The following is a 23,459-nucleotide window of genomic DNA, read 5'->3' as shown; positions in this document are numbered from 1 at the left end:
TATGCAAGTCCAGCCTTTTTTAAAGCGATCTACATTAAGTCTTTTTGCGGTAGCCTCGCTTATTGCTTGTTCAGACCAAAAAACAGAGGCCAATTCGGCTTCAATGGGAGATTCTGCAACTAAGGAACATAAGGTTTTCCCTCATAAAATGCCTGCCGAAAAACCGGACATGCCTTTGAGTGCAGCTGCAGAACGGATGTTCAGTTATCCTGCTCCCCGCGTTCAGGACAATGAGCTATTCTCTCAATTCAAATACACAAAATTAAAAGGTTTTGATTATAGCAATGGGGATGGAACCGTTTCTAGACGTGACCCTTCACGGCCTATTTTTGTAGATGGGAAATATTATTTATACTATACCAAGAGAGATACCAAAACACCACCTATTGGTTGGAACAGAGCCAGCGAAGCCACCGATGAAATTCCTTCTACGGATTGGGATTTGTGCGACATTTGGTATGCCACCAGTACGGACGGCACCACTTGGAAAGAAGAAGGGATAGCCATTAAAAGACCCGAAAAACCAAAAGCTGGATGGCGTTCCGTTGCTACACCGGATATTCTGGTCTGGAAAGGAAAGTACTACCTCTACTACCAAGCCTTTAACGAACCTAGCGGGCTAAGAGGTGATTGGTGTCCGGTATCAGTATCCTATGCAGATTCACCTGATGGGCCATGGACACATGGGGGTGATTCCGTAGTTCCTTTCGGAAAGAAAGGCGAATGGGACCAAGATGCTACGCACGATCCTCAGCCTATAGTCTATAATGGCAAAATTCACCTGTATTATAAAGCCGCATACAACAAGTGGCCGGACATTCGTGATAAATATGCCGTTGGTCATGGTCTAGCCATTGCCGAGGACCCGTTAGGGCCATTTGAAAAACACCCTCTAAACCCGGTAATGACTTCCGGACACGAAACCACTTATTTTCCGTTTAAGGAAGGCGTAGCTACATTGGCCATAAAAGATGGAAATGAAAGGTACACTATGCAATATGCCAAAGATGGCGTTAATTTTGAAATTGCTTCCGTAGTTTCTTTCGCCCCAACGGCCGCAGCTCCTTTTGCTGCAGATGCCTTTACTGATTCCGGGAACGGAAGAGGTATTACTTGGGGACTTTGCCATTTTACAAATGCCGGAAGTACACCCAAGAAAGGCTATTCCATTATGGCAAGATTTGACTGTGACCTAAGCCTTGATGTAGATGATCCCTTGTATAAAAAAACAGGGGTATATCATAAACCCGAAGTTTATTTTGCTCAGGCACCTCATAAAAATCTCAATCCCGAAGGACGATAAAACGCTTGATTATAACAGTCTAACATACAGTTGTTAAACCGTGGTAAATACGTAATAATTATCTTAAATTTAGCAAGGGACTATTTTAGAGAACAGGGCTTCATTAGACGCTTTATTCCTTTAGAATAGTCTCTTTTAAAGAACACAAACTACCAAACCACCGTTTACATGTACAACAAATTTATTTTTCTCGCTTTTGCCGCTTTACTTTCTTTTAATTTAGCCATCGCCCAAAATCAAAATAAAGAACGCCCCAACGTTGTTCTTGTATTTATAGATGATGAAGGTTACGGAGATGTGGGTGTATATGGAGCCACCGGTTTTGAAACACCTAATATAGACCAACTGGCCGCCAAAGGCACACGTTTTACAAATTACTACGCGGCACAACCCGTCTGTAGTGCCTCACGAGCTGGAATTTTGACCGGATGTTACCCAAATAGAATAGGATTTTCCGGTGCGCTTTTCCCACATCATAAAATAGGTTTGAAAAAAGACGAGCTTACCATTGCCGAAATGTTCAAAGAACAGGATTACAAAACCGCCTGTTTTGGAAAATGGCACTTGGGATGGCAAAAAGAATTTCTACCGCTGCAACACGGTTTTGATGAATTTGTGGGCCTTCCCTACTCCAACGATATGTGGCCACATGACAGTGCAACGGGAGAACACCTTACCGAAGAAAAAAACAGGGCCAAATTTCCAAAGCTTCCCATCATAGAAGGCAACAAAACTATTGCCTACGTTGAAAGTTTAAAAGATCAGGATAAACTAACCACCCTATACACGGAAAAAGCAGTGGATTTTATAGACAAAAATGCCAACGAACCCTTTTTTCTTTATGTACCGCACACCATGGCGCATATTCCGTTAGGGGTTTCCGATAAATTTAGAGGAAAAAGTGAACAAGGCCTTTATGGTGATGTTATGATGGAAATTGACTGGTCTGTGGGAGAAATTGATAAAGCCTTAATACGAAATGGCGTTGCAGACAACACCATTTTTATTTTTACTACGGATAATGGGCCGTGGTTAAACTACGGTAACCACGCAGGTTCTTCTGGAGGGCTTAGAGAAGGAAAAACCACAAGCTGGGAAGGTGGGCAACGGGTTCCTTTTATCATTCGCTGGCCTGGGAATACCCCAGAAGGAACGGTGACCCATAAATTGGCATGTGCCGTAGATTTGCTCCCTACTTTCGCCGCGATTACCAACGGAAAATTATCCAGCCATAAAATAGATGGCGTAGATATCTCATCGCTCTGGAAAGGACAATTTTCAGAAACACCTCGTAACACCATATTATACTATCATGGAAAGAACAACTTGAACGGAGTTCGAAAAGGTAATTGGAAACTGGTATTGCCCCACACTTACAGTAGCTATAATACCGAAAGTGGTAATGATGGCCACGGCGGAAAAAGAATAAAAACAGTGGTAGAGCAGCCCGAACTTTACAATATGATGCGCGATCCAGGGGAAAGATATAACGTAATAGCGTATCACCCAGAAAAAGTAAAGGAACTTATGCTCATTGTAGAAAAGGCCCGTAAAGAATTGGGTGACCTAAACGTAGCTATTGAATACGGAACCGAAAATAGGGAAATAGGCAAATTGTAGAAACATTCTCCCATCATTTTTTAGAACAAATAAAATCACAACTATATGAAACTTAACAAACTTATTTGGCTAGCGGCATACCTGCTACCATTACTCTCCATTGCTCAAGAAAAGAAGCCTAACATTGTCTGGATTTTTTCCGATGATCACTCCTACCAAACTATTGGGGCCTACGGTGGTAGGTTACAAAGCCTAAATCCTACCCCAAATATTGATAAATTGGCGGCAGAAGGGATGCGGTTTGACAAAGCCTATGTTGAAAACTCAATTTGTGCTCCAAGTAGAGCCACCTTATTAACAGGGAAAATGAGCCATCTTCATAAGAAATTGGACAATACCAAGAACACCATTTTTGACCATGACCAACAGCAGTTTCAAAAAATACTGCGCACCAATGGTTACCAAACTGCTATGATCGGAAAAATTCACCTTCCCGGAAAAATGCAAGGTTTTGATTATTGGGAGGTACTACCCGGACAAGGAAAGTATTACAATCCTGACTTTATTACCGAAGAAGGTGATACCAACTACAAGGGTCAATATGTAACCGATGTAATTACGGACCGTGCCCTAAACTGGTTGGAAAACGAACGTGATCAGGACAAACCGTTTATGATGATGGTTCACCATAAGGCCCCACACCGTAACTGGGACCCCGCAGAGCGCTATATGAGCAAATATGAAGATGTAGAAATTCCCGAGCCGGACAATTTTTTTGACGATTATGCCACACGCACTACAGCTGCCCACAAACAAGAAATGGATATTGCCACAAGCATGAACACCCATATTGATTTAAAGGCCGAAGGTGATCGCTACGCGAACGACCCAAGGTATAAGGAGCGTTTTGCAAAGTTTGCCCAAGATAATTTAAAAGGTGAAGCCCTTGTTAAATGGAAATACCAGACCTACATGAAAGATTATCTACGCTGTATCTGGTCTGTTGATGAGAGTGTAGGACAGATAATGAAATCGCTTAAAGAGCAAGGGTTGGATAAAAACACTATTGTCATATACTCCTCGGACCAAGGTTTTTACATGGGAGAACATGGTTGGTTCGATAAGCGTTTTATGTATGAAGAATCATTCCGAACACCACTTATTGTGAAGTGGCCAGGTACCGTTAAACCGGGAAGCGTAAATACCGATTTAGTGCAGAACATTGATTTTGCAGAGACCTTTCTTGATTTGGCCGATGCACCCATTCCAGATGATATGCAGGGCAAAAGTGTCGTTCCTCTTTTAAAAGGGAAAGCACCTAAGGACTGGCGTAAGTCTATGTACTACCACTATTATGAGTATCCCGGAGCACATGCCGTACGCCGTCATGAAGGGATTGCCAATAAACGTTATAAACTCATTCGTTTTTATGGGGAAGATGTTCCTAATGGAGAAGAATGGGAATTTTATGATTTGGAAAAAGACCCTTCGGAAATGAATAATATATTCAACTCATCTACCATGGCGAAGCAAATTTCGGAAATGAAAAAAGAGCTTGCTCAATTAAGGGTTCAATACGCAGTAAACGAGTAAAAATTCCTAATACAAGTAATAAAAAGACTGATGAAAAGAATACTGTTAGCTGCCTTATTATGTGCCTCTACCTATTGTACCGCACAAGAAACGACCTCTGATTTAAAAAAGTATGAACCTTATGTCAACCAATTGGGTTATAATTTAGGGGAGTCCAAACGTTTTGTTTGCTATGGCGCTGAAAATGGCACTCCGTTTCAATTAATTAACACTGCTACATCCAAAGTTGTTTTTGAAGGCGAAATGCTGAATAATGAAGGGTGGTTTTCAGGATTTAATCCTACAGGCTCAAATGTAGAATATGTGATTAAAGTTGATGGTCACGGCAGTTCAGTTCCTTTTTTAGTGGCCGATCATCTTATGGAAACGGCTTCTTCAAAACTAGCATACGATTTTTTTGTAGACGCCAGAGGGTTTTCCAATTTGGAAACCTATGATATGGCTGCCGTATACGGTGGTGGTCCAACCCGCGATGGTGGAGCATACGGACTAGAAACTATCTTTGAAATATTACAATACGCCAGTAATCCCGCCCTTTTTGATAATTGGAAAACGGAATTAGGTGACAAGAAAGTGGCGGATCTTATAGACCTTATTCTTTGGCATGCCGAATTTGCCTATAAATACGTGGACTATAACGGCCCCGTAAAAACCCGTCACGGTACTTTGGGTTACCAAGGGCAACCGAGAATGACCTATGACTATTGGAATACTTTAGACCAATTGGCAGCGGTTTGTGCGGCCTACCATTCCTTTTTAAAACCGTATCTGGCGGAAGATACCTATCAAAAATACAGAAAAGCCTGTTTGGACAATTGGGAAGCCTATGACCGGCACGAGGTTGTGCGTTTTTGGACGTATAGTACCAAATGGGTAGATGAAGGTTTTCAGGAGTTTAATGAAATGGGCAATGCCTACGGGCAGTCGGTCTTTCGTAATCTGTTCATGTACGAGACCGAAAGACATGAAAAGAACGGTTCTCCTGAAAAGTTCCTAAAATATGCACAATCCGGTGCTTCCGATATTATAAGGAACTGGGATTTTAACAATCCTCGCCATATGTGGTGGATTAGAAATGCCGAACATATTACTCCACAGGCATTGTCTTTCTTTTTATTACTGGCCCCTGACAAAGCCCCTGACGGTACCAAGGAAAAATTGGAAGCCTGGGCCCTACACATGAAACAAAAAAGCAATAATTTCTGGAAATACCGCAAACATAGCGAAACGGAATGGGCACACCCCAAAACCAAGGAATTAGGTGGCGCACCTGCCCTAGGCGGTTCTATGTTCGCTATAGCCCATCTATTGAAAGACCCTGAATTACGAGCATTGGGTTGGGCCCAAACCGATTTTGTTTTTGGAGTTAATCCGGTAGGAACACATCTGAGCAATAAAAGCGAAGCGCGTGTAAAAATTGACGGGTATTGGGATGGAGTTGAAAAAGGTTGGCCACAGTCCCACCCACATGGTTATGGAGAATTAGGCAAAGTTAGAGGCACATTGGATGGTTCCCCTCTGGATAGTCAATTTCCTATTGCAGAAAAAGTTGAGGCCATTGAAGGAAAAAACGAAGGACGGGTATTTGGTAAGAATGCCTATGCAACCGAGGGCTGGGGTATTTCTAACAGGGGTTGGCAAGCCACTCTAACCTTTTCAACATTAGGCAGCCATAAACTTAAAGTTTTTGATGGTAATTTTAATAAGGAAATCTCATCTGTAGAACCTGGTCAAACCATTACCATACAACTAAATGCCGCCTTAAATATTGATAGAAATGCCATAGATAAAGGTTGGGTACTCTTGAAAAAAGGTGAGAAAGTTGAAAAAATTCAGCTTACGGAAACCGATGTAAATACCGGGAAATTCACTTCTACATTCAAAATACCAAAAAACACACAAGTAAAATTTTTAGAGCTATCTTACGGTTTCTTAGGTTTTGAAAAGAAATTAAAATTAGAAGTAAAGCAGTAAACCAACCTAAATTTTAACATGAAACATTTTTCTAATTATATCGTATTTTTTATCCTCGTAACCACATTGGTATCATGCAAGAACGAACCTAAAAAAACTACGATGAAAGAGGTTGGGCAAGAGGTTGAAAAAAACAATCTGAAGCTATTGGTAGGTACTCACGCAAGTGAAGACGAGCAAGGCATCTATCAATTAGAATTTAATACGGTGACTGGGGAATTGACAAACTCAGAGCATTTGGTAAAAGAGGACAACTCTGGTTATTTATACCTTTCAAAAGATGATAAAAGAGTATATTCTTCAAACGGAACAAAACCGGGAAGTGTATCTGCATTTGAATGGAACGACAAGGGTACTGAATTGAGCAAAGTCTCTAACTTTTCCAGCGAAGGCGATGGCGCCTGTTACATTGAACTAAGTCCTAATGAAGACTTGCTTGCCGCTGCCAATTATGGCTCTGGAGGTATAGTAATGTACAGCGTGGATCAAGATGGAAAAATAATTGGTGAGCCTACTCCTCGCCAACATGAGGGCAACGGGCCCCACAAAAATCAAAAATCGCCGCACGCACATTGTGTGAAGTTTAGCAAGGATGGAAATTTTCTTTATGCCGTAGATTTAGGAATAGATAAAATATTGGCCTACCCCATTAGTAATAACACACTGGAAAGAGAACATACAGCCCTGCAATTAGACCCGGGAGACGGCCCGCGTCACCTCATCTTTCACCCTACAAAAAACAGGGTTTTCATTATAAATGAATTGTATAGTTCCGTTGTCTCTGCCGATGTTGACCCCAAAACGGGAACATTCAAGAAAATTGATAAGAAAAGTACACTGCCCGAAGATTTTGATGGATTTAATGCGTGTGCCGATATTCACCTAAGCAATGATGGTAAATTCTTATACGCCAGTAATAGAGGCCATAATAGTATAGCTATTTTTTCCGTATCGGATAATGGCATGATAAATTTGTTGGGAACGGAACCCGTTCAGGGAGATTGGCCTAGAAACTTTACTTTATCACCGGATAATAATTTTCTACTGGTAGCCAATAGAAAAACAGATAATATTACGGTATTTAAAAGGGATGCCAATACTGGACTTTTATCCTTTACAGGCCATACTGTAGATTTACCACAACCTGTCTGCTTAAAGTTTAGATAGCTTGTCCCCCCTTCTGGACTTTTAAAAAGTAAAAAAATTGCCGTGAATTTACATTGCCAGAAGGAGAGGACCGAATTAGCTATCTATAAAATTATATACTGTCTATCTTAATGTACTTATGCTCTTGCTCTACGCGCTCAATTAGCATGCGCTGCTCACCCGCGGGAAAATCCCAAATTAGGGTATCGCCTTGAGCATACCCTATTACGGCCGCACCCATAGGGGTCAAAATGGAAATTCTATTACTGTTTACATCACTTTCCGTGGGTATGACCAGTTTAAACTTTTTACGCCATCCATTTTCAGAAACAATGGTAATAGTAGTGTTAAACCGGATAACATCTTCCGGCATTTCTGCCTCATCATGTATTTGAGCCGATTCTAGTTCACCTACCAGTTTCTCTACAGATCTACGTAAAGTTTTATCCTTATAGTAGCCCGAAAGGTTCATAAACCTTTTCAACAGCACATATTCTTTCTTTTCTATAACCAAGCCGCCGTATTTCATTTCAACTTTTTTTATGGAAAAATTCCTCTTTGCACATAAGTTTCTTCAAGTCTTTCTATTGCTATAATAAATGCCGCCGTACGCATATCAACCTTTCTTTTGGCAGAAGTTTCTATCACTTTGGTGAAAGACTCTTTTAATTTTTTCTCCAGTTTTTCGAGAACTTCTTCCAATTGCCAGATTTCACCGTTTCGGTTTTGCAGCCATTCAAAATAACTTCCAATTACCCCACCGGAATTACAAAGAATATCCGGTAAAATGGTAACTCCTTTTTTCAGCAGAATTTCTTCAGCTTCAACATCGGTAGGTCCGTTTGCACCTTCAGCAATTAGATATGCCTTTATTTTGGGGGCATTGGCCGCAGTAATTACGTTACCCAATGCAGCTGGAATACATATGTCGCAATCCAGACCAAAGAAATCTGCATTTTCCAATTTCTCAGCACTGGCAAAACCCGTAACACTGCCCTTGTTTGCTTGAGTATAAGCTAACAGGTCCTCTACGGAAATGCCATCCTCATTTACTATGCTTCCGTATGCATCCTGTACGGCAACCATTGAGGCCCCTTCTTTCTCAAGAAAATATGCTGCCCAATAGCCTACGTTACCAAAGCCTTGAACAATAAAACGTTTATCCTTTAAATCTATCTTTTTGTTCTCTGCCCAAAACTTAATATTGAGAAAAACCCCGTAACCCGTTGCCCTATCACGACCTTGAGAACCTCCGGCACCTATGGGCTTACCAGTAACTACATGCAGATTGGTAGACCTTTCTGCAGGAGATTTGGTAGACATATAAGTATCTAATATCCAAGCCATGGTTTGCGGATTGGTATTCACATCTGGAGCCGGAATATCCAACTCCGGGCCAATATTATCGCCCAATGCATAGGTAAACCTACGGGTTATACGCTGCAGTTCTTCATTGGAATATTTGGTAGGGTCTAGCTGTATACCACCCTTGGCTCCACCATAAGGCAGACCGGCCAAAGAAGTCTTCCAGGTCATCCACATGGCCAAAGCCCGTGCGGCATCTATATCTACTGTTGGGTGATAACGCAGACCACCTTTGTACGGACCTAAAGAATTATTGTGTTGTACTCTATAGCCCGTAAATATTTCAACCTCACCGTTATCCATTCTTACAGGAAAATGGACTACCAGTTCGTTATTGGTTACTTCTAATATCTTTCTGATATTATCGTTTAAACCAATGATGTCCGCAGCATTATCAAACTGCCGCATGACATTTGCGAGCATACCTTGCTTAATAGCTTTTTTCTGCTCAGGAGTTTTTACTATCATAGATTTATACTTAAAACAAGACCTTTGTGGTCCTTCTTTTTCTAATTATTTGTTTTGAAAGCGGTTTTCTCCGTGTTAATCGGGTTTTCCTAATTGGCTTTTCATCAAAAAAATGAACATATTCACTGCAAGAACTTATAGAATTCTTATTCGTAGTAATTACACATTTACTCAGGTAACTACATGTACTGCAAATACTTCTGCTATACCCATTCATCTTATAATTTGATTGAAAATTTTAAGTATAAAATCTACCCGATATTCCTGAAAATTCAACAAAAACACTCAGGTGCGGACAATCGGGTAGATATAGATAACCAACTATCAAACTAATTCATGACCAATTCACCGGTTGCCAGTGCATTGCTTATATCTGCCGAAACAACGGTGTGGCTTCCAAAGAAACGACCACCATCCTTACGCTTAATTTTTATTTTAGTAGAACCGTCTTTATTACTTTCTACAGAAGTAACTACTACCCTATCTCCTTTTAAAGCTTTGTAATTTGCCAAGCCTCCTCTTTTTATAATAAAATTGGCCCTTGGGAAATCTATATGTTTATAGGCTCTAGTTTCTGGAGTTCCTATTTCAAGGACATCTCCAATTTGAACATCCGAAGTTTGTATTTTAACCTCATCTTGGGCATGTAACAAACTTGCCGAAAACAATAACGCAAATGCAAATTTCTTCATCATCATATATATATATTTAAGTTAAACATTATTTATACTTCTACACTTTTGGCCCGCATCTCTTCTACCCTAGTAATTGTTAGGGAAATTCTATCGGCAGGCGGACCGTAGGTTATAATATCGCCCACAGATCGTCCAACGACCAAAGCACCCATAGTGCTCGTGACCGATATTTTTTGATTTGGGATATCCTCATACTTATGAGGTACCAATTGAAAAGTATATTCTATGTTGGATACGCTTGATACGGAAACCATGGAGTTGAGCCTAACCACATCCTGTGGCATATCTGCAGTATCAAAAACTAAAGCCGTTTTTAAATTTATATCCAAAGTTTCCAGAGCATCTTGATGCGTATAGTCAACCAGGTACAGATTGGAATTGAGGTATTTTTTCAATACCGTACAATCATTCTTTTCCAATACCAGGCTACCGTATTTCATCTGTTTTACTTTTCAATTATACCATCTATAACTGATGGTTTCATCTAAATGCAAAACACATGCCTATCAGAAGAAAATAATTTCAAAAAATATTAAAAACACCTATAAATCAGTGTGTTAAAATTTTACACAAATTGATTTCGAATTAATAAAGTGGGGAACAATTCCCCGATTGGGTAGATTTACCTCAGCTAATTACTTCAATTTTTCACGTAAGGTCTTGCGGTCTATTTGAAGAATTTCTGCCGCTTTGGTCTTGTTTCCTTGAGTATGAAGGAGCACACGCTGTACGTATTCCTTTTCCATTTCGCGCAAGGGTTTGAGCTCATCATCCGGGAAATCTATTTGATATTTTAATCCTTCGGGAAGGTCTTTAAGGGTAATAGTTCCATCGCACATGATTACCGCACGCTGAATAATATTTTCCAACTCCCTAATATTACCGGGCCAGTGATACCGTTTTAGAACCTCTAAAACATCCGGAGAAATTTTCAATAGTCGGTCTTTGTACTCTACCCCATACTTGAACAAAAATTTATCTACGAGCAAGGGAATATCACTTTTTCTATTTCTTAGAGGTGGTACTTCTATCTCTACCACGGTAAGCCTGTAATAAAGATCTTCTCTAAACCTATTTTCTTTAATGTCTATCTGTAGATCGGCATTGGTAGCTGCTATTATCCGAATATCTACTTTCTCACTTTTTCTAGAACCCACTTTTGTAATTTCCCGTTCCTGTAAAGCCCGTAACAGTTTGGTCTGAACCGTAAGTGGCGCAGTACCAATTTCATCCAAGAAAAGAGTACCCCCTTCCGCAGCCTGAAAAAAGCCGGTACGGTTATCATTGGCTCCCGTAAAAGCACCTTTTACATAACCAAAAAGCTCTGCCTCGAGTAAATTTTCCGGAATAGCTCCACAATTGACCGCCACAAAAGGGGCCTTGTTAAATTTTCCGGAATAATGAATGGCCCGTGCCACCAACTCTTTACCCGTACCGCTCTCACCTTTTACCAGTACAGTGGCCTTGTTGTCCTTTACTCTTTCTATTACATCCGTAATTTTATGAAAGGCCTCTGATTCGCCTATCATTTCATTATGCATAGTTTTATTGGCAAGGGATGTTTTAGGTTTCGCCGGTTTGCGAGTTTTACCATGTTCAAAAGCCTTGTCTACCGCCTGTCTAAGTTCTTCCTTGGTAAAGGGTTTGGTCAAATAATCCGTAGCTCCTGATTTAATGACCTCTAAAGCCCCATCTACGGATGGGTAACCCGTAATAACCAGCTTTGGGATTTCCGGATAGTGCTCATCAGTAAATTTCAATAATTGCAACCCATCTACCTCAGGCATTTGAATATCCGTTATCAACAGATCAATAAATGTATCCTTAAGAACATAGAGCGCCTCCTTTACCGAAACCGCCTTATAGGTATGATAATCCATAGACTGTAGATGACGCTGTAGCAGCTCTAAAATATTGATGTCATCGTCTACCAATAAAATGTTCTCTTTTCTAAGCATTATTACAATTTAGGGAAATCCAGAATAAAAATTGTTCCTTTTGGGGTGTTGGGCTTATGTTCAATAGTACCTTTATGACTGCTAATAATTCCGTGAACTACACTGAGGCCAAGCCCAGAACCTTCACCCAATGGCTTGGTAGTGAAAAAAGGTTCGAAAATTTTATCATCGATTTTTGGGTCTATACCTTCTCCCTCATCTGAAATGGAAATTCGTATTTTCTTTCCTTTTTCAACAATGGAAACCTCTACCGTACCTTTTACGGGAGAGTAATATATAGCATTCATCACCAAATTGAACAATACCTGAGTTATTTGAATCTTATCTGCACGCAACCGAATATCATCCGACCCAAACTTTTTTACTAGTTTAATATTCTTTGAACGTAAGGAGGGTGTCAACAATTTTAAGGTACTCTCTATAATGGGGTTTAGCTCTAACGGTTGCATTTCCCTAGGCATCTCACAAGCAAAAAACATTAATTTTTTTACTATTTCCCTACTAAATATAGCGTTCTCCACAATTTTATCTAGATCACGTAACGCACCTGCATCCTTTACCCTATCTTTCAGAAGCTCTGTAAAGCCCAAAATATTGGCCAAAGGAGTATTAAGTTCATGGGCAATTCCCGCAGTTATCTCGCCTAGAATATGAAGTCTGTCGGTTCGTTCCATTTGGCGTTTTACTTCCGCCTCACTATCTCGTATTTGCTTTCTTTCCAACAAGTTTCCTATGGCAATGGCCACGTTATTGAGCAGGTCTTTTTCTTCCTCTAGAAAATCCGCATAAAAATACCGGTCCTCCGGATATCCTACATTTATATATCCGCTAACCTTATTAAAAACTTTTATATCAGAATGCATCAAGGTCATAGTATCCCTATAGCCCTCCGTTTCAATAAGGTAATCCCCCAGACTTAAATGAACTTCGCTTACCTCATCAAACTGCCATGCATTTTTCAGACAATAAACAATAGCCTCCAGCGAAGTTTCCAGTTGGTCAAAGTCCGTATTACCAATGATAGAAGTTACCTCATAGAGGCATGTCAGTTCTTTTATCCGTTCTTTTAACTTGTCTTTAACCGTAGTAGCCATAATCCCAAAATAATCTATTTACAAAGATCATATTTATAAGACACTTCTGTCCATTTTTTTAAAATTCTTATCCGAAATACATAAACACCAATTTACATAAATCTAATAATCTTATTTAAACACATGGTCTTAAACTTAGAATCTCAGACAAACAAAAAAGTTGAGACCGTACAGATGGGGGCGGTCTCAACTAAAAAACAAATTGGTTGTTGGTGTTTACTCTTCAAATGTAAAATTAGGCAGTTTCATAAGCTCACCCCCTTTTAAGGCGGACTCATGGGCCAGTATGCCTACACAAGTAATATTGGCCGATTGTCTTGCATTGGGGTAAGGCGACTTCCATTCGGTCAACGCATTTATGAACTCATGTACCAAATGCGGATGTGAACCTCCATGGCCCGCACCCTGGGTAAAGCTAAGATGTTGATGTTCTTCAGAATCATAAACACCTTGGGTGGTAAAATGCCGTATTTCCTCTGGTAACAACTTTGCAAAATCCGGACTTTGAATTTCTTCGGGAATTTCGGGCTCCGGTTTTTTAGCGGTATGAACCACCAAAGGTTTTCCTTCGATAAGCGGCCACTCTACGGATTTTTTTGAGCCGTACACTTCAAAACTCTCTCTGTATTGTCTGGCCACATCAAAAAGGGAGCGGTACACCTGAGCGCTCAAATCTGAATTTCTGAATTTGATATGGGTTGTTTCTACCGCAAACGGCGAGTTGTAATGTGGTATTAATTCTTCTCTGATTGTACCGGAGCCAAAACACGATACATATTCGGCCTCACCCCTTGTGAGTGCCAAAACAGGACCTACGCAATGTGTTGCATAGTGCATTGGAGGTAAACCGGGCCAATAATTGGGCCAACCGTCCATATCTTGCTGATGGCTAGCCTTTAGAAACTGTACCTTACCTAAATCGCCATTTTCATAAAGCTCTTTCATATACAAGAACTCTCGGGCGTACACTACGGTTTCCATCATCATATAGGTAAGACCACTTTCTTCTGTCAGGCGAACAATTTCCTCGCATTCCTCAATTGTAGTGGCCATGGGTACGGTACAGGCTACATGTTTCCCTGCTTTTAGGGCCAAGATAGATTGCCTGCCATGGTCAGGAATGGGTGTGTTGATATGAACCGCATCAATCTCCGAATCGCTCAAAAGTTCTTCATAAGAAGTATACCTTTTTTCGATGTGAAATGTATCTGCCAACTGATTAAGTTTTGCTTCATTTCGTTGGCATAAAGCAACAAGATTGGCATTGGGGTGTTTTTGATAGATAGGAATGAATTCGGCCCCAAAACCAAGTCCGATAAGGGCTATGTTTATTTTTTGTGTACTCATACTAATGTTATTTTATGCAAATGTTTTCTTTAAAAATTGAATGCCCTCAGAGGCAAATTGGTCCTGATTATCAGCAAGAGTTTTCCATATACAGACCGCTCCGGCAAGTTCCTCTATTTCTGGCGTAAAACTTTCTATGACCATAGACCCTTTGTAATCAATATCTTCCAATCCTTTCCTAAAATCCGACCATGGAGTGAGTCCCGTTCCTGGAATACCCCGGTGATTTTCCGATACCTGAACATGTATCAATTTATCCCCAACTAATTGTATGGCTTCTCTAATATTCTGTTCTTCTATGGTCATATGAAATCCGTCTAACAAAACCTTAGCATTTGGCTGATTAATATCATTTATTAATCGCATTACATCCTTTGACGTATTTATCAAATCGGATTCAAACCTATTTAAAGGTTCTAAGGCTACGGACAACCCATTTGCTTTAGCCATTTCACAGACACGTTGCAAATTGTTTACTGCCCTATCCCACTCTATTTTACGTTGTTCTTGGGAGACCATACGTGCCTTACCCACCGCCGAATACATTGGCCCTGCCAAAAACTCCGTTTCCAATAAGTTACAAAGCTCAAAGCAATCAGTTACGTACGTGAAACAATTCTCATGTAAAGCAACATCATCTGATGTTAAATCTTTTGTAGGTCCAAATGCACCGCAGACCGTTGCCTTAAGTCCGTTATCATCCAACGCTTTTTTCACCAGTTTTCCATCTATTTTAGAAGGAATCTCAACAGGTATCTCCACTACATCAAAACCCATTTCTTTTATTTTAGGAAAGAGGGTTATTGATTCCGAAGTAAAAGGCGATTGCCACAACCAAGTACTTACCCCAAATTCTATGCTATTGTTCACGTATTTATTTTTAAGAAATTATAAGTTAGGGACTACCTTCATAATGCCTTTCATAATGCGCCAATGCCCCGGAAATGTGCATATAAAGGGATATTCACCAGGTTCGTTTGGAGCGATAAATTTTAAGGTGACCGTCTGTTCTGGGTCAACCAACGTTGTGGCAAAAAGCACTTCGTCCATTTTAGGCACATAATTCTGTTTGGCTCCGTTAGGGTCTGCAGCAAGTTTGTCCGAAGCCAATCCTACTTTCTCCATCGCCCCCTGTTTTACGATTACCAAGTTATGCTGCATAAAATCTATGTTTTCCAATACTAGTTCTACGGATTCTCCGGCCGGCACTATAAATTCCGACAGGTCATATTTCATTTCATTCTTGACCGTGCGCATCCGTACCACCAATCGCTTCCCGTTTTCTGAAGAATTATTTTCTACATCATCAATCTTATCACGATAGGCTTCGGCAAAAACTTGTGCTATACTGGAATTCGCAAACACTTCATCTGTACTTTTGAGCAGGTTTTTTTCAACTTCGTACCTCCATTTTCCGGAGAGCGATATTTTGTTGTTTCCGTATTGCAAAAACATTTTATTTTCATCGCCATAAATTCCACCGCCACCTCCGGTATCTTCTACACGAATGGATACGCGGTTCACACCTTTTTTTAAGATGCCTTTGGGTACTTTATATACACGGTCCTTATCATAGCTCTGTTCGGTAGCCCCAACTTTAAGTCCGTTTATATATACCACATCAGAATCGTCTATTGGGCCTAGAGAAATGGTTCCCGAAAGGTTTGATACATTCTTGGAAATACTAAATTGTTTACTGAACCAAACAATACCATCTATCTCTAGTCCTGCATCTTCTATAAATTGCGGAAGCTCCATAGTTCCCCAACTAGAATGGTCATAGTTTACATCAAATCGGTCTAGTTCTTCAACACTATCATCCACCACCGGTTTAACCATTTCTATATGTTGCATAAACCCTTTAGGGTGCACACTGGCAGCAGCGTAGAGTGCTTTTGAAAGCCAAATATCGTCTACGATTTCTTGGGCACTACTCATTCCATACAACATACTGCCAATTTCCTTGGAGCTTGGTCTTTCGGAAAAATAGAGCAATGCCGCCAAACGAACTTTGGGATTTTCATCATTCAAAAGGTCTTCTTTCAAAATAGCCTTATCTGTACGGACAGATTTAGGCGCTATTTGTATAGCCGCCCTTCGTACCGATGGAGCGGGGTGCCCAAGAGCATCCATAATTACATTATATGTTTCAGGGTTGGATTCCAAAGTACCTAACCCTTCCAAAGTCCAAAGGGCATGCAAAGCTGCTGGATTCATTCCTAGCTCATCTACTTCTGTTTTGGAAACCAGATTAACAAGGGATTTTACCACATCACGGTCTGCACGTTCTACCAATAAGCGTTGTGCGGTCATTCGCCAGAACATATTGCTATGAGAAAGAGCCCTTACCAGTTCTTCCGGTTTGCCCTTATCCAAAGTCATTTTTTGTTTGCTCTTGCTATTTTTTGAAACGACTCTATAAATACGGCCTCTGGACTTATCCCTAAGTGGATTTTCATACGCATTTCCTTTTCCGTTTACCGCATCGTAACCGCCTCTTTCTTCATTAGGTGTTGGGTTATGCTGAATAATAAAATTGTACCAGTCCAAAACCCATACGGCTCCGTCCGGACCAACCTTTGCTTCCACAGGAGATACCCATTCATCTGAACTGGCCAAAAGGTTTCCACCATCGGTTTCTTCATAGCCGGCCCCTTTTTCATGTATTCTGGCCATGTGGACCAGACCACCGGTAGGTTCGCAGACAAACGCAATCTTATTAAAAAACGATTTTGGAAAATCCCGTGCTGTATAAAAGTGATGTCCTGCAGCAGCGGTGAACCCTCCAAAGACATCTACCTGTCTAATGTTTTTAGTTATGGGCCGTATATCATAATGACCATCTATTTTAACGCTTCCATTTAGCGGAATACCTTCTACGCCTTTTAAGTTTTTATCCGGAATGCCTAAATACACACTATGCGTATTGTTTGCCGTAGAAGCAAAAAGAGCGTTGTCTTCGGTAATACCCAACCCCCAGGTATTATTACTGGTCCTTGTTAAAAACTCAAATGTTTTCTTTTTAGGTGCAAAGCGATACATTCCCTGAGAAAACTGATGTTCCTCACCATATATTGAACCCTTAAACCCTGAATAACCTACCACTCCATATACCTTGTTATCAATTCCCCTTTGAAGGTTAGAAGGGCCTGCATGCGTATCAAAAGTGCCCCATCCATCAATTATAATTTCCCTTATATCGGCTTTATCATCGCCATCAGCATCTTTTAAAAACAAAAAATGGGGCGCTTGGGAAACTATTATTCCGCCATTATAAAAAGTAAAACTAGTGGGTATATTCAGCTTATCCGCAAAAACGGTAACCTTATCCGCGCGACCATCACCATTGGTATCTTCCAGAATTTTTATTCGATCATCTCCTTCTCCTTTATCATCACGAACAGTGTTTGGGTAATCTACAGTTTCAATGACCCAAAGCCTCCCTTTCTCATCCCAATTGGCCGCTATAGGATTTACAATATCAGGCTCAGAAGCAAACAGCTGAAGTTCAAAACCTGGTGGAACTTGAATAAGTTTTGCAGATTCTTCAGGCGCGAGCGGCAGTTGGTATTTTAAAGGAGGGTCTCTTTTCTCATAATTGGGAATATTATCTCTTTCCTCATATTTCAATTCCGGCATTTCTTTTACAAATGCCGCCCAATTCTGTTTGGCCCGATTACTTACCGCCCAAAGAATTCCTTCCTTTAAAAGCTTATGGAATTTAGGATTTTCCCAAGTGCGTTCATCATGGCCAAGGGCCGTATAAAAAACCTTTCCTTCTCCATATTGCTTTACCCAGGTATACGGTTCACGTTGGTTGCCTTCTACACGCTCCATTAAAACAGTAATGTCTTTGGCTATTTTATCATGAATATAAGTTTCATCCCAAGTTTCAAATTCCTCAATATTTTTAATAGCTGGATGGGTAGAATCTATAACGGTTGCCGTAAATGTTCCCGTCTCGTGTGTAGCGAACTGGGCACCTACCAAATCTATATATTCCTCTGAATTTTTAAAACAAAAACTTGCCGAATGAATAGGTATAAATCCTTTGCCTTGTTCCACAAAATCTAACAAGGCCTCTTCTTGATCGGCAGTAATCTGTTCATGATTGGCATAGATAATTAGACCATCATAAAGACTCAAGTTTTCAGTATTAATATCGCTTACATCTTCCGTATACGTAATGTTGATTGCATCTTTGGCCAATGCCGAAGCTAAAATAGGCATATAGGCCCTGGAATTATGATTATCCTTATCATGGCCCAAAAACAGTAATTCCAATCGTCTAGGCTTATCATCCAATAGATTTTTTTCTTCACTTTTAGTCTGGCAAGAAACCATTAAAAGACTCAATGCCAGAAAGCTAAAAAACAATTTTATCTCAGTTTTCATAATGTTGGAAATAAGTACACCCCAATTTTATGAAATAAATGAAGGTATGGTAGACTGTCTATTGTCAGATGCCGACTGTATTATGTCATCATATGTATATTTATCACATTTTAGTGATAAATTAGTATCTATAATATCATAAATACGTTTTATGAAAACTGCCCTTAAAAAATCTCCAATACCTAAAACACATGCTTTTGTGGTACAACAACTTAACCAACCTATTTTTGACCCTAATTGGCATTTTCATCCAGAATACCAATTATTTATGGTCTTAAAAGGGCAAGGTACCCGCTTTATTGGGGATCATGTAAAACAATTCTATGTGGGTGATATAACATTTACAGGACCAAACCTTCCCCACCTGTGGAAAAGTGATACGGAAGACTCCGGAAAAAGAGCCGAAGGTATTGTGGTTTATTTTGATTACGATTTTATAGGCGAATCCTTGTTGCAAAAAGAAGAGTACATTAGACTAAGACATCTCTTTAAAAAGAGTTTACGTGGTTTTGATGTGATTGGAAAAACTGCGACCATAGTTGGAAAGAAACTAAAGGAACTACCCAATTTACAAGGTTTTGATGCCGTTTTAGGATTACTCCATATTTTAAACCTTCTTTCCAAGACCGAAGATTTAAAAGTTTTGGCAAGTTCTGGATATACCAATACTCTAAGAGAAGGTGATACAGAGCGTATGAACATGGTTTATGCCCATGTAATGAAACATTTTACCCGTAAAATTCCAATAACGGAGATGGCCGGACTAACCAATATGACCACATCATCTTTTAGCAGATATTTTAAGACCCATGCTAATAAAACATTTTCGGAATTTGTAAGCGAAATTCGTATCGGACACGCATGCAAGCTACTTATTGATAAGAAAATGAACGCCTCACAAGCATGTTACCAAAGCGGGTTTAGAACATTGTCTAACTTTAACAGACAATTTAAAGCTGCAACCAACTGTACGCCCACTGCCTATAAAGAAAGCTATAAAATGAAATAAGTTTAAAATAGCACTCACTTTACTTCACATTACAGTACCAATACCTCCTTACAGGACATTTATTTCAGCTCCTACATCCGTTTAGTTAAAAAAATATAAAACCCTTCAAAACATCAGTAAATAATTCTTATCTTGAAAGTATATTCCTATAAACTGACCAAGTTTGAAACAAGCAACCAAAAAATCAAAAAAAAATATACCCTACCACGAAATTTTTGTTGAACAAGCACCCACTGCTATTGCGATGTTGGACAAGAATATGCGTTTCCTTGCCGTCTCCAATTGCTGGATCAAAGAATATAAACTAGAGGGAATTGAAATTATAGGTAGGTGTTACTTTGATATTTTCCCACATTTGAGCGAGGATTCTAAAGACTTGTACCAACAGTGTCTAAAAAATGCCATTAACATATACGATGAAACACCATTTACACGAAAAGATGGTACCGTACAATGGCTGTATTGGGATATACACCCTTGGTATGCATCAAAAAACCAAGTAGGAGGTCTCTTTATTCATACTATTGATATTACTCCCAATAAAGAGAGTGAATTAAAAGTAGCTAGGACACTAGATATTTTTACGCAAACAAAAGAGGTTGCAAAAATAGGGACTTGGGAAATTAGTATAGCTACAAAAAAAGTTTTCTGGAGTAGAATAACCAGAGAAATACATGAAGTTTTACCGGGGTACCAACCTGTTTTAGAAGAGGCTATCAGCTTTTTTGAAGAGAAAAAAAGCCGTCCTATCCTAAGGGCCAAAGTTAACGATGTTATTGAAAACGGTGTACCATTTGACTTTGATTTTGAATTAATTACTGCTAAAAACAACCTCCGTTGGGTACGGGTCATAGGTAAACCCGAAATCATAGATGGAAAAATCATTAATGTCATTGGCCTAGTTCAGGATATAAGTGACGTAAAATTCTCTAAACTGCAGCTGAACATTGCCCATGCACAATTGAGAGCTATTTACAACTCGGAATCTATTTCTATCTTTTCAACAGACAGTAACGGTATTATAAATCATTTTAATAAAGGAGCCGAAAAACTTCTAGGCTATACGGAAGAAGAAATGAAAGGTAAAAGAGAGCCAACTCATTTTCTGTTTCCAGAAGAGGTAAATCAATTTAGAAAAGATCTTGCCGTTATTTACAAAAAGAACCCTGATGAATTCAGCCATTATAAAGATTTAGAGTATGAAAACGTAAACGATACCAGGGAGTGGAGGTATATCCGTAAAGATGGTCATGTAGTACCTGTTCAATGCACAGTATCCTCAGTTAAAAATGACCAAGGAAAAAATATTGGTTTTATTGTAGTTTCAACAGACATATCCGATTTAAAAAAATATCAAAACGAACTTCTTGCCAAAAATCAGTTGCTCAATTTTGCTGAACAAATGACTTTAATGGGACACTGGCGGCGTAATTTTATTACGAACAAAGGGTATTGGTCCAAAAGTTTACATAGAATTTTTGAAAGCGATAAAGATATCTCAGATTTTGATCAAAAAAAATTTGAAAGTCTCATACATCCTGATGATAGACAAATGATTTTCGATCATATGGAAGAAACATTGAAAACAAAATTGTTCAAGAGTTTCTCACATAGAATTATTACCCCTTCTGGAAAAATTAAAACCATTCATGTAATGGGTAAGGTTATAACTAATGAAAAAGATGAAATTTTAGAGGTTATTGGTACAACTCAAGATGTAACCGAACTTAAAATGGCCGAAAAGAAATTTAAAGGCCTGTTAGAGTCCGCACCGGATGCCATGATAATAATAGATGAGGAGGGCTCCATTCAACTCGTCAATAAACAAACCGAAAGCTTATTTCAATATTCATCTAAAGAATTGGTAAACGCTTCCGTAGAGCCTTTAATACCGTGTATTCTTGCATCTGTTAAAGCAGCTAAATTTTCGGTAAATAATAACACAAGACAAGTTGGTATCATAGAAGAGCTTTTTGCTATACACAAAACGGGTAAAAAAATACCTATTCAGATAAATATGGCTCCATTACAGTGGGAGGATGGAATTTTAGTCTCTTTGGCCATACGGGACATTACCAAGCAAAAAGCAGCGGAAAGGAAGCTCATTAAAGCAAAAGAGAACCTTGAGGGGTTTGCAAAAAAATTAACGGAGCAAAACAAACAACTTGCAGATTTCACCCATATTACTTCACACAACTTACGCTCGCCAGTAAGTAACCTTAATTCACTTTTAGATATCTATAAAACCACGGATAGTGAAACCCTACGTTCAAGTTTATTTGAAAAATTTGAAACAGTAATAAATCACCTCACTTTAACACTAAATACACTAGTTGAAGCGTTAAAAACAAAAAGCGAACCTTCTAGTGAAGATATTCAAGATATTTTATTTGAAGACATGCTGAATATAACTAAAGATGTTTTGGCCGGTCAAATTCTAAAATCGGGTATTACCATTACATCCAATTTTACAAAATGTCCTAAGATTGAATATCACAGAATCTATTTAGAAAGTATTTTTTTAAACCTGATAAGCAATGCTATAAAGTATAGGTCTGAAAAACGAAAACCAGAAATAGAAATAGAATCAATGTACCTAGATGGTAAAATAATGCTGAAATTTAAAGATAATGGCCTAGGTATAGACTTGGAACAGCACGGACATAAATTATTTGGCCTAAATAAAGTTTTCCATAGGCATCCGGACGCTAAAGGTGTTGGTTTATTTTTAACCAAATCTCAAATAGAGGCTATGGGCGGTACTATTTATGCAACCAGCAAAGTAGATCAGGGTACTACTTTTACTATAAATTTTAATTGACAGAATGAAAAATGCACCTAAAATCTGTATTATAGATGACGATTACATTTACCGCTATACAGTGGTTAAAAAAATGGAAACCATGCACTTGTCCGTAAGCACACTGGCTTTTGAAGATGGGGAGATGGCTTTGTCGTTTATACAGGAAAACCTTGATACAAACTCGGAACTGCCCGATGTTATATTTTTGGATATAGATATGCCGGTTATGGACGGTTTTCAGTTTTTAAAAGAATATTCAAAAATTGAAAATCAGTTAAAGAAGAAAATCAACATATACATGATATCTTCCTCCTTAGACCCCGTAGACATTGATAGAGCTCAACGCATAAACTCTATACTGGACTATTTTGTAAAACCCATTAAGACAGAACAATTAGAATCTGTGTTTTTAAGTCTAAAATAAAACCTCTTCATTTTAGACCTGCCCTAGCAACTTTATTTTTCTATCCCATTAAGACCTATTGAATATTACTCGCAGGTTCCTGTAATGTAGTATATCTACATTGGAATAAATATTGTATGGTATCCCCCTGCATAACAGAGCCTTGCTCTATGTGACTCTTTATATTTTATAAAATCATCAGTACTTCTTTTCAAGATTCAACTGATAATCATTCTGTTGAGTTTCTTCCCACAATTGGGACTTTCTTCATTATAAACTCAATTTTTGCGCATTTTTTCCAACAAAACCTTAAAAATGGTAAAATAGTGCAATAGCCAGTTAAATT

The 23,459-nt window shown here is 39.1% G+C and carries 17 protein-coding genes; 8 read left to right on the top strand and 9 right to left on the bottom strand.

The window, feature by feature from the left end; genetic code table 11:
* The first annotated feature begins 1 nt into the window (after nt 1).
* The 5 genes from H9565_RS11295 to H9565_RS11275 all read left to right on the top strand — a co-directional run bounded on the left by H9565_RS11295 (nt 2) and on the right by H9565_RS11275 (nt 7,597).
* The gene (locus H9565_RS11295) at nt 2-1,303 is read left to right on the top strand and encodes a glycoside hydrolase family 117 protein (protein WP_215439692.1); all 1,302 of its coding nucleotides are present in this window, start codon (nt 2-4) and stop codon (nt 1,301-1,303) included.
* A gap of 168 nt (nt 1,304-1,471) precedes the next feature.
* The gene (locus tag H9565_RS11290) at nt 1,472-2,923 is read left to right on the top strand and encodes a sulfatase family protein (protein WP_215439690.1); all 1,452 of its coding nucleotides are present in this window, start codon (nt 1,472-1,474) and stop codon (nt 2,921-2,923) included.
* Nucleotides 2,924-2,968: 45 nt separating this feature from the next.
* Nucleotides 2,969-4,456 carry a sulfatase family protein gene (locus H9565_RS11285; protein WP_215439688.1) on the top strand — a complete coding sequence of 496 codons (1,488 nt, stop codon included), beginning with the start codon at nt 2,969-2,971 and terminating at the stop codon, nt 4,454-4,456.
* A 30-nt stretch (nt 4,457-4,486) separates the two neighbouring features.
* Nucleotides 4,487-6,430 carry a cellulase N-terminal Ig-like domain-containing protein gene (locus H9565_RS20425; RefSeq protein ID WP_215439686.1) on the top strand — a complete coding sequence of 648 codons (1,944 nt, stop codon included), beginning with the start codon at nt 4,487-4,489 and terminating at the stop codon, nt 6,428-6,430.
* Nucleotides 6,431-6,448: 18 nt separating this feature from the next.
* Nucleotides 6,449-7,597 carry a lactonase family protein gene (locus tag H9565_RS11275; RefSeq protein ID WP_215439684.1) on the top strand — a complete coding sequence of 383 codons (1,149 nt, stop codon included), beginning with the start codon at nt 6,449-6,451 and terminating at the stop codon, nt 7,595-7,597.
* 91 nt (nt 7,598-7,688) lie between these two features.
* Here H9565_RS11275 and H9565_RS11270 read toward each other — a convergent pair whose 3' ends face one another.
* The 9 genes from H9565_RS11270 to H9565_RS11230 all read right to left on the bottom strand — a co-directional run bounded on the left by H9565_RS11270 (nt 7,689) and on the right by H9565_RS11230 (nt 18,898).
* A complete protein-coding gene (locus H9565_RS11270) occupies nt 7,689-8,105 on the bottom strand; it encodes a GreA/GreB family elongation factor (protein ID WP_215439683.1) in 417 nt (138 codons plus the stop codon).
* Nucleotides 8,106-8,116: 11 nt separating this feature from the next.
* Nucleotides 8,117-9,409 carry a Glu/Leu/Phe/Val family dehydrogenase gene (locus tag H9565_RS11265; RefSeq protein ID WP_215439681.1) on the bottom strand — a complete coding sequence of 431 codons (1,293 nt, stop codon included), beginning with the start codon at nt 9,407-9,409 and terminating at the stop codon, nt 8,117-8,119.
* Between the two features lie 329 nt (nt 9,410-9,738).
* Complete coding sequence (locus tag H9565_RS11260) at nt 9,739-10,107, bottom strand: hypothetical protein (protein WP_246560540.1); 369 nt, start codon at nt 10,105-10,107, stop codon at nt 9,739-9,741.
* 26 nt (nt 10,108-10,133) lie between these two features.
* The gene (locus H9565_RS11255; protein ID WP_215439679.1) at nt 10,134-10,544 is read right to left on the bottom strand and encodes a GreA/GreB family elongation factor; all 411 of its coding nucleotides are present in this window, start codon (nt 10,542-10,544) and stop codon (nt 10,134-10,136) included.
* Nucleotides 10,545-10,739: 195 nt separating this feature from the next.
* Entirely contained in the window at nt 10,740-12,065 is a 1,326-nt protein-coding gene (locus H9565_RS11250) for a sigma-54-dependent transcriptional regulator (protein ID WP_215440181.1), read from the bottom strand.
* Nucleotides 12,065-13,156, bottom strand: a complete 1,092-nt coding sequence (locus tag H9565_RS11245; RefSeq protein WP_215439677.1) for a sensor histidine kinase — start codon at nt 13,154-13,156, stop codon at nt 12,065-12,067. Before H9565_RS11245 ends, H9565_RS11250 begins: the two co-directional genes overlap by 1 nt.
* A gap of 216 nt (nt 13,157-13,372) precedes the next feature.
* Nucleotides 13,373-14,503 (bottom strand): Gfo/Idh/MocA family oxidoreductase, encoded by a 1,131-nt coding sequence (locus tag H9565_RS11240; protein WP_215439675.1) that lies wholly within the window; start codon nt 14,501-14,503, stop codon nt 13,373-13,375.
* Nucleotides 14,504-14,515: 12 nt separating this feature from the next.
* Nucleotides 14,516-15,373 (bottom strand): sugar phosphate isomerase/epimerase family protein, encoded by an 858-nt coding sequence (locus H9565_RS11235; RefSeq protein ID WP_215439673.1) that lies wholly within the window; start codon nt 15,371-15,373, stop codon nt 14,516-14,518.
* 18 nt (nt 15,374-15,391) lie between these two features.
* Nucleotides 15,392-18,898, bottom strand: a complete 3,507-nt coding sequence (locus H9565_RS11230; protein ID WP_215439671.1) for a PVC-type heme-binding CxxCH protein — start codon at nt 18,896-18,898, stop codon at nt 15,392-15,394.
* Nucleotides 18,899-19,049: 151 nt separating this feature from the next.
* Here H9565_RS11230 and H9565_RS11225 point away from each other — a divergent pair, with 151 nt between their 5' ends.
* The 3 genes from H9565_RS11225 (at nt 19,050) to H9565_RS11215 (ending at nt 23,134) form a co-directional block, all read left to right on the top strand.
* Nucleotides 19,050-19,907 carry an AraC family transcriptional regulator gene (locus H9565_RS11225; protein ID WP_215439669.1) on the top strand — a complete coding sequence of 286 codons (858 nt, stop codon included), beginning with the start codon at nt 19,050-19,052 and terminating at the stop codon, nt 19,905-19,907.
* A 163-nt stretch (nt 19,908-20,070) separates the two neighbouring features.
* The gene (locus tag H9565_RS11220; protein WP_215439668.1) at nt 20,071-22,728 is read left to right on the top strand and encodes a PAS domain S-box protein; all 2,658 of its coding nucleotides are present in this window, start codon (nt 20,071-20,073) and stop codon (nt 22,726-22,728) included.
* A gap of 4 nt (nt 22,729-22,732) precedes the next feature.
* The gene (locus tag H9565_RS11215; RefSeq protein WP_215439666.1) at nt 22,733-23,134 is read left to right on the top strand and encodes a response regulator; all 402 of its coding nucleotides are present in this window, start codon (nt 22,733-22,735) and stop codon (nt 23,132-23,134) included.
* The last annotated feature ends 325 nt before the right edge of the window (nt 23,135-23,459 follow it).

This window comes from Zobellia russellii (genome assembly GCF_018728565.1).
Classification (GTDB): Bacteria; Bacteroidota; Bacteroidia; order Flavobacteriales; family Flavobacteriaceae; genus Zobellia; species Zobellia russellii.
The sequence above is the reverse complement of the archived record's forward strand: the minus strand, read 5'-3'. Positions and strand labels throughout refer to the sequence as shown.

Coding starts and splice junctions, on each gene's coding strand:
- H9565_RS20425 (WP_215439686.1), top strand. CDS start 4,487: ATGAAAAGAATACTGTTAGCTGCCTTATTATGTGCCTCTACCTATTGT.
- H9565_RS11270 (WP_215439683.1), bottom strand. CDS start 8,105: ATGAAATACGGCGGCTTGGTTATAGAAAAGAAAGAATATGTGCTGTTG.
- H9565_RS11240 (WP_215439675.1), bottom strand. CDS start 14,503: ATGAGTACACAAAAAATAAACATAGCCCTTATCGGACTTGGTTTTGGG.
- H9565_RS11275 (WP_215439684.1), top strand. CDS start 6,449: ATGAAACATTTTTCTAATTATATCGTATTTTTTATCCTCGTAACCACA.
- H9565_RS11245 (WP_215439677.1), bottom strand. CDS start 13,156: ATGGCTACTACGGTTAAAGACAAGTTAAAAGAACGGATAAAAGAACTG.
- H9565_RS11225 (WP_215439669.1), top strand. CDS start 19,050: ATGAAAACTGCCCTTAAAAAATCTCCAATACCTAAAACACATGCTTTT.
- H9565_RS11295 (WP_215439692.1), top strand. CDS start 2: ATGCAAGTCCAGCCTTTTTTAAAGCGATCTACATTAAGTCTTTTTGCG.
- H9565_RS11265 (WP_215439681.1), bottom strand. CDS start 9,409: ATGATAGTAAAAACTCCTGAGCAGAAAAAAGCTATTAAGCAAGGTATG.
- H9565_RS11260 (WP_246560540.1), bottom strand. CDS start 10,107: ATGATGATGAAGAAATTTGCATTTGCGTTATTGTTTTCGGCAAGTTTG.
- H9565_RS11255 (WP_215439679.1), bottom strand. CDS start 10,544: ATGAAATACGGTAGCCTGGTATTGGAAAAGAATGATTGTACGGTATTG.
- H9565_RS11230 (WP_215439671.1), bottom strand. CDS start 18,898: ATGAAAACTGAGATAAAATTGTTTTTTAGCTTTCTGGCATTGAGTCTT.
- H9565_RS11290 (WP_215439690.1), top strand. CDS start 1,472: ATGTACAACAAATTTATTTTTCTCGCTTTTGCCGCTTTACTTTCTTTT.
- H9565_RS11215 (WP_215439666.1), top strand. CDS start 22,733: ATGAAAAATGCACCTAAAATCTGTATTATAGATGACGATTACATTTAC.
- H9565_RS11285 (WP_215439688.1), top strand. CDS start 2,969: ATGAAACTTAACAAACTTATTTGGCTAGCGGCATACCTGCTACCATTA.